The 14,798-nt window shown below is 42.7% G+C and carries 12 protein-coding genes; 11 read left to right on the forward strand and 1 reads right to left on the reverse strand.

Annotation, left to right across the window (positions count from 1 at the left end; translation table 11 throughout):
• Positions 1-826: 826 nt before the first annotated feature.
• From leuA to VSA01S_RS02010, 5 genes are all read left to right on the forward strand, one after another.
• A complete protein-coding gene (leuA, locus tag VSA01S_RS01990) occupies positions 827-2,374 on the forward strand; it encodes a 2-isopropylmalate synthase (protein WP_039978773.1) in 1,548 nt (515 codons plus the stop codon).
• Between the two features lie 142 nt (positions 2,375-2,516).
• On the forward strand, positions 2,517-3,608 hold the full coding sequence (leuB, locus tag VSA01S_RS01995) for a 3-isopropylmalate dehydrogenase (protein WP_039978771.1): 1,092 nt from the start codon (positions 2,517-2,519) through the stop codon (positions 3,606-3,608).
• A 73-nt stretch (positions 3,609-3,681) separates the two neighbouring features.
• On the forward strand, positions 3,682-5,100 hold the full coding sequence (leuC, locus tag VSA01S_RS02000) for a 3-isopropylmalate dehydratase large subunit (protein ID WP_039978770.1): 1,419 nt from the start codon (positions 3,682-3,684) through the stop codon (positions 5,098-5,100).
• 11 nt (positions 5,101-5,111) lie between these two features.
• Positions 5,112-5,714 (forward strand): 3-isopropylmalate dehydratase small subunit, encoded by a 603-nt coding sequence (gene leuD, locus VSA01S_RS02005; RefSeq protein WP_039978768.1) that lies wholly within the window; start codon positions 5,112-5,114, stop codon positions 5,712-5,714.
• Between the two features lie 162 nt (positions 5,715-5,876).
• Positions 5,877-6,659, forward strand: a complete 783-nt coding sequence (locus VSA01S_RS02010; protein WP_039978767.1) for a DUF547 domain-containing protein — start codon at positions 5,877-5,879, stop codon at positions 6,657-6,659.
• 146 nt (positions 6,660-6,805) lie between these two features.
• Here VSA01S_RS02010 and djlA read toward each other — a convergent pair whose 3' ends face one another.
• Positions 6,806-7,660, reverse strand: coding sequence for a co-chaperone DjlA (djlA, locus tag VSA01S_RS02015; protein ID WP_039978766.1), 855 nt, complete (start codon positions 7,658-7,660; stop codon positions 6,806-6,808).
• A 267-nt stretch (positions 7,661-7,927) separates the two neighbouring features.
• Here djlA and lptD point away from each other — a divergent pair, with 267 nt between their 5' ends.
• The 6 genes from lptD to VSA01S_RS02045 all read left to right on the forward strand — a co-directional run bounded on the left by lptD (position 7,928) and on the right by VSA01S_RS02045 (position 14,714).
• Positions 7,928-10,273: an LPS assembly protein LptD gene (gene lptD / locus VSA01S_RS02020; protein ID WP_039978764.1), complete on the forward strand. Its 2,346-nt coding sequence runs from the start codon at positions 7,928-7,930 to the stop codon at positions 10,271-10,273.
• 57 nt (positions 10,274-10,330) lie between these two features.
• The gene (gene surA / locus VSA01S_RS02025; RefSeq protein WP_039978762.1) at positions 10,331-11,614 is read left to right on the forward strand and encodes a peptidylprolyl isomerase SurA; all 1,284 of its coding nucleotides are present in this window, start codon (positions 10,331-10,333) and stop codon (positions 11,612-11,614) included.
• On the forward strand, positions 11,604-12,602 hold the full coding sequence (gene pdxA / locus VSA01S_RS02030; RefSeq protein ID WP_039978760.1) for a 4-hydroxythreonine-4-phosphate dehydrogenase PdxA: 999 nt from the start codon (positions 11,604-11,606) through the stop codon (positions 12,600-12,602). The genes surA and pdxA overlap by 11 nt, the downstream gene beginning before the upstream one ends.
• Positions 12,599-13,408, forward strand: coding sequence for a 16S rRNA (adenine(1518)-N(6)/adenine(1519)-N(6))-dimethyltransferase RsmA (gene rsmA, locus VSA01S_RS02035; RefSeq protein WP_039978759.1), 810 nt, complete (start codon positions 12,599-12,601; stop codon positions 13,406-13,408). Before pdxA ends, rsmA begins: the two co-directional genes overlap by 4 nt.
• A gap of 110 nt (positions 13,409-13,518) precedes the next feature.
• Entirely contained in the window at positions 13,519-13,899 is a 381-nt protein-coding gene (apaG, locus tag VSA01S_RS02040; RefSeq protein ID WP_039978757.1) for a Co2+/Mg2+ efflux facilitator ApaG/CorD, read from the forward strand.
• Positions 13,900-13,907: 8 nt separating this feature from the next.
• A complete protein-coding gene (locus VSA01S_RS02045) occupies positions 13,908-14,714 on the forward strand; it encodes a symmetrical bis(5'-nucleosyl)-tetraphosphatase (protein WP_039978755.1) in 807 nt (268 codons plus the stop codon).
• Positions 14,715-14,798 lie beyond the last annotated feature (84 nt).

Genomic DNA, 14,798 nt, shown 5'->3' on the forward strand with positions numbered 1-14,798 from the left:
ATCGTCATAATGACAAGGAAGTCGTTGTGCATAGAATCCAAACAAGTGCAAAAACTCACCTGAATCCAAATCATTTTTTTTAATAAAATTCCGAATCGCTATTACATTTACCACTCGGATACGTCAGTCAACAAACACTACTATCCACGAATACATTAGCCTTTAGCAACTCGATTGATAATTAATCATTAAATTTTATTCTAAAAGCAAAGTTTTCTATCATTTACAATGATTTAAAAAAATATAAAAATTTCAAAAAAAAATAAATCAAAGATTTATAAACAATTTTAAGGCTTATGAGCATCAATAATTTTTTAAGTTACAATTTATTCGCCCAATTTATGGGTAAAGTTCAATACACAAAGTATTTATGAGCATTCATAACAAATCAGATTAAAAACAGGCCAAGCATAAAACGAGATTGCATGAATAAAAATTCACAAATATTGAAATTTAAATGCGGTAAAGACCAAGAATCATTTCTCAATTTCACCTCAAAATTTTGCGATCGCCTAGAACAATAGCAATTTACTACGAATAAAATTGCCCATAAGGGTTGACGCACTTAATAGAGTGCGGTACTAATTTATTAACTTATTTTTGTGGAACGCTTAACATCTATGTCAGCACATTTTTCTATTCTGCTTAGCCTCCTCCTTATCGTGACCAATTCGCGCGGGTAGGCTGTGGAAGAAAAATAACCACACCAATTTTCAAAAAAGCCCGCATGAGAATGCGGGCTTTTTTGATATTTAAACAATGGAATTAACGATTCACTGGCACATTAATGTTCTCATTAGGTGCAAAAATCATGAAGGAAACTAACATGAATGATCAAGTCATCATCTTCGACACCACACTACGTGATGGAGAGCAAGCATTATCAGCAAGCCTAACGGTCAAAGAAAAACTGCAGATAGCTTACGCACTTGAAAGGCTTGGTGTTGATGTTATTGAAGCGGGTTTTCCTGTTTCTTCTCCGGGTGATTTCGAGTCAGTCCAAACCATCGCCAGACACATTAAAAACAGCCGAGTTTGTGCCCTTTCGCGTGCTGTTGCAAAAGACATCGACGCCGCAGCCCAAGCATTAAAAGTTGCAGATGCTTTCCGAATCCACACTTTCATCTCAACTTCAACCGTTCACGTTCAAGACAAACTACGCCGGAGCTACAATGATGTTGTAGAGATGGGTGTGCAAGCTGTAAAACACGCACGTAACTACACCGATGATGTTGAGTTTTCTTGTGAAGATGCTGGCCGAACCCCCATCGACAACCTATGTCGCATGGTTGAAGCGGCTATCGATGCTGGCGCAAGCACCATCAATATCCCCGATACCGTAGGCTACACAGTACCAAGTGAATTTGGTGGCATTATTGAGACCCTATTCAACCGCGTACCAAACATCGACAAAGCGATCATTTCTGTTCACTGCCATGATGACTTGGGCATGTCTGTTGCCAATTCTATCGCTGCAGTGCAAGCCGGTGCTCGTCAGGTAGAAGGGACGATTAACGGTATCGGTGAGCGTGCGGGTAACTGTTCTCTTGAAGAAATCGCGATGATCCTAAAAACACGCCAGGAATTCATGGGTGTACATACCTGCCTAAAACACGACGAAATCCATCGCACCAGCAAATTAGTTAGCCAGCTTTGTAACATGCCGATCCAGAGCAACAAAGCGATCGTCGGTGCCAACGCATTTAGCCATTCTTCAGGCATCCATCAAGACGGCATGCTAAAAAATAAAAACACTTACGAGATCATGACGCCTGAGTCGATTGGCCTTAAAAATCAAGCATTGAACCTAACCAGCCGAAGTGGTCGTGCTGCTGTGAAAAGCCACATGGACGCAATGGGTTATAAAGAAGAAGAGTACAACCTAGATGCGTTATACGAAGACTTTTTGAAACTTGCTGACCGCAAAGGCCAAGTGTTTGATTACGATTTAGAAGCACTAATGCACTTCTCAAATCTGCGTGAAGAAGATGATTTCTACAAGTTGAACTACCTAAGCGTGCAATCTGGCAGCGTCATGGCAACCACCAGCATCAAGATGCAATGTGGCGATCAAGAGATGTGTGAAGCTGCTGTTGGAAATGGCCCTGTCGATGCCCTGTACCAATGTATCTATCGCGTGACAGGCTACGACATTGTTCTGGATAAGTTTGACTTAACAGCAAAAGGGGAAGGTGAAGACGGCTTAGGTCAAGCAGATATCATTGCCAACTACAAAGGCCGTAAATACCACGGAACTGGTGTTTCTACCGATATTGTTGAAGCTTCAGGCCAAGCACTGTTGCACGTCATCAACAGTATTCATCGTGCCGATAAAATTGAAGAAATGAAACAGAAGAAATTTGCGACGGTGTAGCTCTCTAACCTTATAACGGTTTAACCGTATGGCAACGCCATTAACGCGATAATCATTGATTGTTGAGGTAGAAAGAAAGCCCTACTCCTCACTTAGTTGGTTTGGAACAGCTCAAAAATTTTAGAGAACTTAAAGGATTAACATGACAAATAAATCATACAAAATTGCCGTTTTACCAGGCGACGGCATCGGCCCAGAAGTAATGGCACAGGCCCATAAAGTGTTAGATGCAATCGAAAAGAAACACGGCATTGCGTTTGAACGTGACGAGCATGATGTGGGTGGTATCGCCATCGATAATCACGGCTGCCCATTGCCAGAAAGCACAGTCAAAGCATGTGAAGAGTCTGATGCTGTCCTATTCGGCTCAGTTGGCGGCCCTAAGTGGGAACACTTGCCACCCAATGATCAACCTGAACGCGGCGCCCTACTGCCACTACGTAAGCACTTCCAACTGTTCTGTAACCTACGCCCGGCGCAAATTCACTCAGGTCTTGAAGCCTTCTCACCACTACGTGCAGATATCTCAGGTCGCGGTTTTGACATCGTAGTAGTCCGTGAACTCACAGGCGGTATCTACTTCGGCCAACCAAAAGGTCGTGAAGGTGAAGGACCAACAGAGAAAGCGTTCGACACTGAGGTGTACCACCGCTTTGAGATCGAGCGCATTGCAAAAATCGCCTTTGAGTCTGCCCGTCTACGTCGCAAGAAAGTGTGCTCAATCGACAAGGCGAACGTTCTGCAAAGTTCAATCCTATGGCGTGAAGTGGTCGAAGAAATCGCAAAAGGCTACCCAGATGTCGAGCTATCACACATGTACATTGATAACGCAACCATGCAGCTTATCAAAGACCCAGCTCAGTTCGACGTGATGCTGTGTTCGAATATCTTTGGCGATATCATCTCTGATGAGTGCGCGATGATCACAGGCTCTATGGGTATGCTGCCATCAGCCAGCCTAAACGAAAGTAAATTCGGTCTCTATGAACCAGCAGGCGGCAGTGCACCAGATATCGCAGGTAAGAACATAGCTAACCCAGTGGCGCAAATCCTATCTGCAGCACTGATGCTTCGTTACAGTCTAGGTGAAGAAGCCGCGGCACAAGACATCGAAACAGCCGTTGCAAAAGCACTATCAGCGGGTGAGCTAACGGGTGACCTTGCTGGTGACAACCCTGCACTTTCGACCTCTGAGATGGGCGATAAAATTGCTGAGTACATCTTAAACTCTTAATACAGCACGATTTGATAATAATTATTTGCTCCTGATGAGCCGTTGTCGGGAGCTATACACGAGATAGCAAACAATGGGCAAAACATTATACGAAAAAGTCTACGACGCACACGTTGCCGTCGCAGCAGAAGGGGAAAACCCAATCTTGTACATCGACCGTCACTTGGTACATGAAGTGACGTCTCCGCAAGCATTTGACGGCTTGCGTGAAAAAGGTCGTAAAGTGCGCCAAGTCAGCAAAACTTTTGCCACCATGGACCATAACGTTTCCACAATCACCAAAGACATCAACGCATCCGGTGAGATGGCACGCATTCAGATGGAAACGCTATCGAAAAACTGTGAAGAGTTTGGCGTTACGCTTTACGACATCAACCATAAATACCAAGGTATTGTGCACGTTATGGGCCCAGAGCTTGGTATTACCCTGCCGGGCATGACGATTGTTTGTGGTGACTCGCACACGGCGACACACGGTGCATTCGGCTCTCTCGCTTTTGGTATCGGGACCTCTGAAGTTGAGCACGTATTAGCAACTCAAACGCTAAAACAAGCGCGCGCTAAAACGATGAAGATCGAAGTAAAAGGCAAAGTGGCTCCGGGTATTACCGCTAAAGACATTGTACTAGCGATCATCGGTGAAACCACAGCAGCAGGTGGTACCGGTTACGTGGTTGAATTCTGCGGTGAAGCGATCACCGACCTTTCAATGGAAGGCCGCATGACCGTATGTAACATGGCGATTGAGCTCGGTGCAAAGGCCGGGTTGATTGCACCAGATGAAACCACATTCGAATACATCAAGGGCCGTAAATTCTCACCTCAAGGTACGGACTTTGATGCGGCAGTCGAATACTGGAAGACATTAAAAACGGATGAGGATGCTCAGTTTGATGCGGTCGTAACGCTAAACGCAGCAGACATTAAACCACAAGTCACTTGGGGGACGAACCCAGGCCAAGTAATCGCGGTAGACCAGCCGATCCCAGTACCAGAAAGTTTTGCCGACCCTGTAGAAAAAGCCTCGGCAGAAAAAGCATTGGCTTACATGGGGCTAGAAGCAGGAAAATCACTTTCAGATTACAACGTAGACAAAGTCTTTGTTGGTTCTTGTACTAACTCACGTATCGAAGACATGCGCGCAGCAGCCGAAGTAGCCAAAGGACGTAAAGTTGCTTCTCATGTTCAAGCGCTGATCGTTCCTGGCTCTGAGCAAGTAAAAGCACAAGCGGAAGCAGAAGGTTTGGACATTATCTTTAAAGAAGCAGGCTTTGAGTGGCGCCTACCAGGTTGCTCAATGTGTCTAGCAATGAACAACGACCGTTTAGGTCCTCATGAGCGCTGCGCATCTACATCAAACCGTAACTTTGAAGGCCGCCAAGGTCGTGATGGTCGTACTCACTTAGTCAGTCCTGCAATGGCAGCGGCAGCGGCCATTGCAGGTCACTTTGTCGATATTCGTGAATTCACTTCTTTTAATAAACAGGACTAGGGAGAATAATCATGTCAGGTTTTAAACAACACACTGGTTTGGTTGTAGCTCTAGATGCAGCCAACGTCGATACCGATGCGATTATTCCAAAGCAATTCCTACAAAAGGTTTCTCGTTTAGGTTTTGGTAAGCATCTATTCCATGATTGGCGCTTCCTAGATGACGCTGGCGAACAGCCAAACCCAGAGTTCGTGATGAATGCGCCACGCTACCAAGGCGCCTCTATCTTATTAGCGCGTGAAAACTTCGGTTGTGGCTCATCTCGTGAACACGCACCATGGGCACTAGCGGATTACGGTATCAAAGCGATGATCGCACCAAGCTTTGCCGATATTTTCTACGGCAACTCAATCAACAACCAAATGGTGCCAGTGCGTTTGACTGAGCAAGAAGTGGATGAAATCTTCCAGTTTGTTGAAGCGAATGAAGGGGCAGAAGTCGAAGTGGATCTAGAAGCCAATGTCGTTCGTGCTAATGGCAAAGAATACGGCTTTGAAATTGACAGTTTCCGTCGCCATTGCTTACTCAACGGTTTGGATAATATCGGTCTCACTCTTCAGCACGAAGACAAGATTGCTCAATACGAAGCGAACATTCCAACCTTTTTAAGCTAAAAAAACAGCTTAAGCTAATTCAAATAACAGCTGAAATAGTAAAAGGTTGGCACTCACCAACCTTTTATACCCAACTCTCTCGACGATGCTTTACAAATTGGCACAAACTTTCAAAATAAACAGTTCAATACGCCCAGCACAAACTCATCTACAGGAGAGTCAATGAAACGCCTACTATTACTCTTGTGCACGTTCATTTCATTTTCCCTATTTGCAGCACCAAAAGCAGAGCTTTGGCCTTATTGGCAACAATCTAATGAACAAAACAACGCTGAGATTTCACATAAGATATGGCAACAATTACTTGATCGTTATTTGATTCAGCAAGACGAGAATACGCTATTTCAATATAAAAACGTCTCTGCAGACGACAAAGTTCAGTTAAAAAAATATATTCAACACTTAGCAAACTTGGATCCTTTGCAATACCGTCAAGCTGAACAATATGCCTACTGGGTTAATATCTACAATGCGATTACGGTAGATCTGATCTTGGATAACTATCCGCTAAAGTCGATCACCAAACTGGGTGGGTTATTTACTTTCGGGCCCTGGGAAGAAAAGATCATCAAAATAAACAATAAGGATCTGACACTCAACGATATTGAGCATCGAATCTTGCGGCCAATTTGGCAAGATCCAAGGACACACTATGCTGTGAACTGCGCCAGCTTAGGCTGTCCCAATTTACAAATTCAAGCATTTACCGCCGACAACACTCAAGCCATACTCGAAAGTGCCGCTAAAACATTTATCAACAGCAGCAAAGGCGTATCAATCCAAGGAAACACGGCACAGCTGTCTTCTATCTATGATTGGTTTGCAGCGGACTTTGGTGGAGAGAAACAAATCTTCAACCACATCGTGAAGTACGCACCGCAATACAAAAACTTCTCAGGTAAGGTGAAATACGGATACGATTGGAACCTGAATCAAGCCGACTAGAGCGCTTAAAAATAGGTCAAAGAGCTTTTGGATCTCCATAACCCAAAAGCAACTCACCAAAAGAAACCAGCGAACCAAATATCCATTAAGGAACAAAAAAGGGGTACTGAGTACCCTTTTTGCGTGAAACGTGAAGAACCAAGCGCTTACTTGAAGCCTTTGACCTTTTTAATCAGATCGTAAGCATTTTGAATTTCCTGAGATTTTTCTTTAGCGACATTCATCATTTCTGGAGGTAAGCCTTTCGCTATCAGCTTATCTGGGTGATGTTCATTCATTAGCTTACGATAAGCACGTTTAACCGTTTTTGCATCAGCATCAGAAGTCACATCAAGTATTTTATAGGCATCAGCCAGTTGATCTGCTGATGAGGCCTGTTGCCAACCAGAGCTTGATGACTGATATTGGTGCTGACCTTGAAAACCTCCCTGACTTTGAAAACGAAAAGCAGCTTCTTGCATTTGTAAACGCCGCTCAAGTTGCTCAGATGAAAAACCCAACCCACGCGCAATTTTATGTAATACATTTCTCTCACTAGGATGTAAAGAACCATCAGCAAATGCCGCTGAAATCTGTAGTTCAAGAAAAAACTGTAATAAGTCAAAACGACCACCTGATGAGATTTTTACTTTGAGTAACGTTTCATCCAATGGAAAAGCACTCTCTTTACCTTCTCGAAACGCATTTTGAGCAGCTAAACGCAAGTCACCATGTAAACTCATACGATCCATCATTGTTGAGGCGAGTTGTATCTCTTCTTTTGTTACTTGCCCCTTTGCTTTTGCCACATGCCCCATTACCGAAAAAGCCGCTTTAAAAAACTCTTCTTGCCGTTGAGACGTGTTCGGCCCTTTGCCAAAACCGCCATTGGAAAAACCTGCTTGATTTAAACGACGTGCTTTGTCAAATTGGTGGCCAACGAACAGACCAAAAAATAAGCCAACCGGCCCTCCAAGTAACAAACCAAAAAAGGCGCCTAATATTTTGCCAAAAATATGCATTTTGTGTTCTCTATCTATGAATTTTTATCAACGATGACGGTCTTTTAGTGCCTGACGCGATGATTTCCTTTATGATAAAGGAATTCGTAATTTAAAATCTGGCAATATACCTGATTACCTTTGCAGCTATTTTATAGCGGCATAGTGTTATAGCAAATACATCCTCAGGGATAATGGCAACTATAGCCCAATTATTTAGCTATAATGCGAGATAATATTAGCCCTCTACAACTATCGAGTAGCAGTGACACAGGAAAGTTCAATTCAATGCAACATTTCTCCCGCACATTAATAGCAGCCTCAATCAGCGGTGCCTTATTCATATCACCAACCCAAGCAGGCATCCATAACGATAACAGTGTGCAGGAAAAGCACACTTCAGATCAATGCTTAGATGAAACGAACGGGCATGAAAACACTCAAGAAATGCCTGTTACAGTGCAAGCTGATAACTTAGAAGCCATTAATGGTGAAAAAGCTTTATATTCTGGTAATGTCCAAGTGACTCAAGGTTCAAAAACCATCACTGCAGACAGTCTTATTTTACACCAGTCAGACAATATTATTGTCGCAGAAGGAAATGTTACGTTTAGTGACGGTCAGGTCATTGAAGCACGTTCTGAGCGAGTTACCAATAATCTCAACCAAGAAACCTTCTCACTAGAAAATACCGATTATAAATTCTTATGTCAGCAGCAAGGACGTGGCAGTGCTGCCTATATAGCACGGACAGGACAGTCTTTATATGAATTAGAAGACGGTTCAATTACTTCCTGTCCAGCTGGCGATAATGCTTGGCGTATGGTTGCCTCTGAAATAGATATTGACCAAAATGAAGAAACAGCTACTCTTCACCATGCTCGTTTTGAAGTGATTGATGTACCAATTTTATACGTACCATATCTCTCGATGCCAATTGGTGATAGCCGTAAAACGGGCCTTTTATATCCATCCATTTCTTATGGCTCTAACGACGGTATGGAGTTTGAACTTCCTTTCTATTGGAATATCGCACCACAATACGATATGACGCTCACCCCACTCTACATGGAAAAACGTGGTCTAAAATTGGATTCATACTTTCGTTATCTGACTGATGAATGGGGAAACGGAAGCATTAAAACAGAGTACATCAACAAAGATAAAAAATACGACGATAAATCTCGTTGGGGTTACCAATTTAAACATCAAGGCATTGTCGATAAACACTGGGCTGTTAAAGCCGATTACTCCAAAGTCAGTGATATTGAGTATTTTCAAGACCTCAGCTCAGATATTGGTAATCGAGAAGATGGGCAACTAATGCAAGAAGGTCAGATCAAGTATCGCTCCGACTTTTGGGATGCCTCAATTACAGTACGTGACTTCCAGATTCTAGTCGAAGATAATAATCGACCGTATCGGCTACTGCCCCAATTGAACCTAAATTACTTTACTCCATTGTGGGGAGAAAACCTTAACTTTGATGTGAAAAGTCAATTAAGTCGCTTTGAAAGTAATGACCGCTATAAACCCAACGCTACTCGTGTACACGTCGAGCCGGGGTTAACAATGCCTCTTTCGAATACCTGGGCAACATGGATAACTGAGGCTCGCTTATCAACGACCTATTATTCTCAAGATCTAACAGAATGGACCGATCAAAACTTAGATAGTCGAGTATCGAGAGTTATCCCAGAGTTTCGCTCCCATGCTCAACTTCACTTAGAACGAACAACCAGCTGGTTTACAGGCTATACTCAAACACTCGAGCCACAAGTACAATACCTGTATGTTCCAGAGGAAGATCAATCACATATTTATGATTATGATACGACTCAATTACAATCAGACTATTATGGTCTATTCCGTAGCCGTCGCTTCAGTGGAATCGACTTTATCGCTGCCGCTAACCAACTAAGCTATGGTGCAAGCACGCGCTTTTTTGATGAAAATTACAAGGAACGTTTAAATATTTCGTTTGGTCAAATTTACTACTTTAATAAAGACGTTAAATTTTCTAAAAAAGATGCAATTACGTCTAACTCAAGCGCAACAAATTACTCATCTTGGGCCGTAGAAGTTGATTTTAATTACAACGACAATATTTTCTATCACGGTGGTCTGCAGTACGATGTTGATCTAGGTGACATGCAGTTGGCAAACAGTACACTGGAATACCAATTTGACGAAGGTTTCATCCAAGGGAACTACCGCTATGTCACATTAGACTATATCGAAAACTCAATTGCGATGAAAAACCTTGATACCATAACGCGCAAAGGTATTTCTCAAGCAGGTATCGTAACAGCCTATGAGTTAAATGATAGCTGGTCTGCTAGTGGCCAATATTACTACGATATTAATGAACAGATCGATCTTGAGTGGTTGGCAGGCGTACGCTACCAATCAGATTGCTGGTATATGGGGCTAACCTATTCTAACCAACTGTTAGGTTGGAATAATAACACCATTGTTAGTAAAGATTCGAAGGCACAATATGAAGACAATATCAGTATCAATTTTGGCATTCGTGGCTTTAGCACTAAAGAAAGTCATACCACAGCGGCCAGTATGCTGAATGACTCGGACAACGCAATAAAGTACGGTCGTCCATTCTACTTGAACAATTAAGCGATTTAAGCGTCTTAATAGGTAGATGCTTAATTTCTATGACTGACGGAATTTTTAATGAACATTTGGAAACCACTAATCCTTACCGCATTACTCTCTTCAGGAGTAATGGCTGCACCTGTTGAGCTCGATAAAGCCGCAGTTATTGTCAATGATGGCGTTATATTGCAAAGTGATATAAATACGGCAATAAAAACTTTACAAGCAAATGCAAAACAAAGTGGCACCGAGCTCCCTCCTGCCAATGTATTAAAAGAGCAGGTTTTAGAAAAACTGATCTTAGACGCACTTCAACAGCAAGAAGCGCAACGTATTGGTGTGCGCATTGATGATAACAATTTAAATCAAGCTATTACTGACATTGCTAACAAGAACCAACAAAGCCTAGAGCAACTTGCAAAAGCAGTCCAAGCAGAAGGGTTGAGTTATTCTGAGTTTAGAGAACAAATTCGTAAAGAGCTTGCAGCCTCAGAAGCTCGCAACGCACTGGTTCGTCGTCGTATTAATATTCTCCCAGCAGAAGTCGATAACCTAGCAGAACAACTGTCCCAACAAACCAACGCGACTGTACAGTACAAAATTGGTCATATCCAACTGCGGTTTTCTGATGATAAAGATAAATCAGAGCTCGAAACAGAAGCTAAAGCTTTAGTTAAAAAATTAAAAGCAGGGGATGACTTTTCAACCATGGCCTACACATACTCCAAAGGGCCAAAAGCTCTGCAAGGTGGTGATTGGGGCTGGATGCGCAAAGAGGAAATGCCAACGATTTTTGCTGATCAAATTAACATGCAAAATAAAGGCAGTATCATTGGCCCATTTCGTAGTGGTGTAGGTTTTCACATACTAAAAATAGAAGATATCAAAGGATTAGAACCTGTTGCTGTTACAGAGGTTAATGCTCGCCATATTTTGATTAGGCCTACTGTTATTCTTAGCGACGAAGGTGCTGAAAAACAGCTTAAAGAATTTATCCGCCGTATCAAGGCAGGAGAAGCAAGTTTTGCTGAATTAGCAACACAATACAGCCAGGATCCTGGTTCAGCAGCTCAAGATGGTGAACTTGGTTACCAAACACCTGATCTATACGTACCGGAATTCAAACACCAAGTTGAAACACTACCAACGGGAAGCATCAGTGAACCTTTCAAAACTGTTCATGGTTGGCATATTGTCGAAGTCCTTGACCGTCGCCAAGTTGACCGTACTGATGCAGCTATAAAAAATAAAGCTTATCGCATGCTATTTAACCGTAAATTTAACGAAGAAGCCGGGGCTTGGATGCAAGAGCTTCGCGCTAGTGCTTTTGTTGAAGTCATGGATGAGAACGATGATAGCTAATTCAATTAAAAGAATTATTGTTACTGCTGGCGAACCAGCCGGTATTGGCCCTGACTTGGTACTCGCCTTATCCAAAGAAAATTGGGCACACCAAATTGTAGTTTGTGCAGATAAGAACATGCTACTAGAACGAGCTAAGCTTTTAGGTATCGATGTTCAACTGACTGATTACAATCCAAAGTTGCCACCTCAGGCTCAGAAAGCAGGAACATTAATTGTTAAACATATTGAAGCAACCGAACAAACTGTCGCAGGTCAGCTCAATGAAACCAATAGCCACTACGTATTAAAAACATTAGAAAGCGCGGCTTTGGGCTGTATGAATAATGAATTTGATGCTATTGTGACGGGTCCTGTGCATAAAGGAGTGATCAATCGTTCTGGATTCGCTTTTAGTGGTCATACGGAGTTTTTCGCTGAAAAGTCGAACACACCGTTAGTGGTAATGATGCTTGCCACTGAGGGACTTCGCGTAGCATTAGTTACGACACATATCCCTTTGGCTTACGTGTCCAAAGCCGTTACAAAAGAACGACTGGGAAAAGTGATCGATGTTCTACACCAAGATCTAGTAGAAAAATTTGCTATACCAAAACCAAAGATCTACCTATGTGGTTTAAACCCACATGCAGGTGAAGATGGGTGTTTAGGCAATGAAGAAATCGAAACGATTACTCCCACATTGGAAAAAATTCGACAAGAAAAAGGGATGAATCTGATTGGTCCATTACCAGCAGATACCATTTTCAATGAAAAATATTTACATGATGCTGATGCAGTATTAGGGATGTATCACGACCAAGTATTGCCTGTATTAAAATACAAAGGCTTTGGACGTTCAGTTAATATAACTCTTGGTTTACCTTTTATAAGGACTTCGGTGGACCACGGTACTGCACTTGATCTGGCAGGGACAGGCCAAGCGGATACAGGAAGCTTCCGAACGGCGCTCACACATGCGATAGAATTGGTAGAGAAGAAACAATGAGAAATGATGTCCACTTAGGGCACAAAGCGCGTAAACGTTTTGGTCAAAACTTCCTTAACGATCCTTACATTATTGATGGTATCGTCTCAGCGATTAATCCACGACCAGGCCAAAATCTGGTTGAAATTGGCCCTGGGCTTGGCGCGATTACTGAGCCTGTAGGACGAGAGGTCGATAAATTCACAGTTATCGAGTTAGATCGCGATCTTGCCGAACGCCTTCGCAATCACCCAGAACTGGCTGATAAGCTCACTATCCATGAAGGCGACGCAATGCGTTTTGACTTCAAACAATTAGTGAAGCCAAATAATAAACTACGTATTTTTGGTAACTTACCTTACAACATCTCGACCCCGCTGATGTTCCACCTCTTTGAATTCCATAAAGACATTCAAGATATGCACTTTATGCTGCAAAAAGAGGTCGTCAACCGTTTAGCAGCAGGTCCTGGTAGTAAAGCTTATGGTCGCTTAACTGTCATGGCACAATACTATTGTAAAGTCGTACCGGTATTGGAAGTTCCACCGACAGCATTTGTTCCACCGCCAAAAGTCGATTCTGCGGTTGTTCGTTTAATGCCATATGAAGAGTTGCCTTATCCAGCTAAGGATCTTCGTCTTCTTGATCGTGTTTGCCGCGAAGGTTTTAACCAACGACGCAAAACCATACGTAACTGTTATAAATCATTATTGAGTGCAGAAGTCTTAGAAGAGCTTGGTATAAATCCAGGCATGCGCCCAGAAAATTTAACCTTACAACAATTTGTGGCAATGGCTAATTGGTTGGCCGATAACTCACAACATTAAAATCTCCGCTTATCAGCTCCCTTTGCTGAGCTGATTTCCAAGTGGTGTAATCTATTTATACCACTTGGATATATACTTTATTGATATAATAAGCTTTTTGAGGAGTGAATATGGACGTAATTCAACCTTGTATCAAGATTCAAGTGCATACCAAGTACATTGAAGAACAATCCTCACCAGAGCAATCCCGCTTTATTTTTGCCTACATAATCACAATAAAAAACCTGAGTCAGCAAACAGTACAACTTATCAGTCGAAGCTGGCTGATTACTGATTCCAATGGAAAAAAAATGAAGATAGAAGGTGAAGGAGTCGTCGGGCAGCAACCATTTATCTCAGCGAGTGATGAATACACCTATAGTAGTGGTACTGCATTAGAAACACCTGTTGGTGTCATGCAAGGGCATTATGTAATGCAAGACGCTCAAGGCCGAGAGTTCTTAACTGAGATCGAACCTTTCCGTCTTGCCATTCCTAATGTCTTGAATTAGGAGAAATAATGGCCACATACATCGTTGGTGATATTCAAGGCTGCTTGGATGAATTACAGCAACTACTCGCACAGGTAAACTTTTCAACTCTCCACGATCAACTTTGGTTAGCGGGAGATCTTGTTGCTAGAGGGCCTAAATCACTAGAAACACTTCGCTTCATCAAATCTCTTGATCGTAGCGCAACGGTTGTACTTGGCAATCATGACCTGCATTTACTGGCGGTTGCTCACGGTCTTAAGCCCATCAAAGAGAAAGATCAAACTGCAGCAATCCTATCTGCACCTGACAAAGAAGCATTACTTAGTTGGCTGATAAAACAACCACTTTTGGCTGAACATCATGATTTTGTTATGTGTCATGCGGGGGTTTCTCCTTTATGGGATCTCTCGACCGCAAAGGCCTGTGCACGTGAGGTAGAGCAGATCCTACAAAGTGACCAACTGGCTTGGTTACTAGAAAACATGTACACAAATCAACCAGATCAATGGAATCCTTCACTGGTAGGTTTAGATCGCTACCGCTATACGATTAATGCGCTAACACGTATGCGCTTTTGCCACCCTGATGGACGTTTGGATATGGACTGTAAACTGCCACCTGATGAGGTCTCAACCCAGGAGTTACTCCCCTGGTTTCAACTTCCCCAACGTATTGAATTAGGAAAATCGGTTCTGTTCGGCCACTGGGCAGCATTGCAAGGACACCATGATGAACACGTTATTGGCTTAGACACCGGATGTGTATGGGGAGGTGCTCTAACCATGATACGCTGGGAAGATAAGCAGATATTTACTCAACCAGCACTTCGTTAGTGGCTCTCCCGTAAGCGCACTAAAACCAGCATGCTTGAGTTCGAACCACTCGATTTCAAACAGATATACCCAAATGACTTCAAG

This window comes from Vibrio sagamiensis NBRC 104589 (assembly GCF_007990935.1).
GTDB classification, from domain to species: Bacteria; Pseudomonadota; Gammaproteobacteria; order Enterobacterales; family Vibrionaceae; genus Vibrio; species Vibrio sagamiensis.

Excerpts from the sequence above, each read along its gene's own strand:
- leuA (WP_039978773.1), top strand. The coding sequence starts at position 827 with ATGAATGATCAAGTCATCATCTTCGACACCACACTACGTGATGGAGAG.
- leuB (WP_039978771.1), top strand. The coding sequence starts at position 2,517 with ATGACAAATAAATCATACAAAATTGCCGTTTTACCAGGCGACGGCATC.
- leuC (WP_039978770.1), top strand. The coding sequence starts at position 3,682 with ATGGGCAAAACATTATACGAAAAAGTCTACGACGCACACGTTGCCGTC.
- leuD (WP_039978768.1), top strand. The coding sequence starts at position 5,112 with ATGTCAGGTTTTAAACAACACACTGGTTTGGTTGTAGCTCTAGATGCA.
- VSA01S_RS02010 (WP_039978767.1), top strand. The coding sequence starts at position 5,877 with ATGAAACGCCTACTATTACTCTTGTGCACGTTCATTTCATTTTCCCTA.
- djlA (WP_039978766.1), bottom strand. The coding sequence starts at position 7,660 with ATGCATATTTTTGGCAAAATATTAGGCGCCTTTTTTGGTTTGTTACTT.
- lptD (WP_039978764.1), top strand. The coding sequence starts at position 7,928 with ATGCAACATTTCTCCCGCACATTAATAGCAGCCTCAATCAGCGGTGCC.
- surA (WP_039978762.1), top strand. The coding sequence starts at position 10,331 with ATGAACATTTGGAAACCACTAATCCTTACCGCATTACTCTCTTCAGGA.
- pdxA (WP_039978760.1), top strand. The coding sequence starts at position 11,604 with ATGATAGCTAATTCAATTAAAAGAATTATTGTTACTGCTGGCGAACCA.
- rsmA (WP_039978759.1), top strand. The coding sequence starts at position 12,599 with ATGAGAAATGATGTCCACTTAGGGCACAAAGCGCGTAAACGTTTTGGT.
- apaG (WP_039978757.1), top strand. The coding sequence starts at position 13,519 with ATGGACGTAATTCAACCTTGTATCAAGATTCAAGTGCATACCAAGTAC.
- VSA01S_RS02045 (WP_039978755.1), top strand. The coding sequence starts at position 13,908 with ATGGCCACATACATCGTTGGTGATATTCAAGGCTGCTTGGATGAATTA.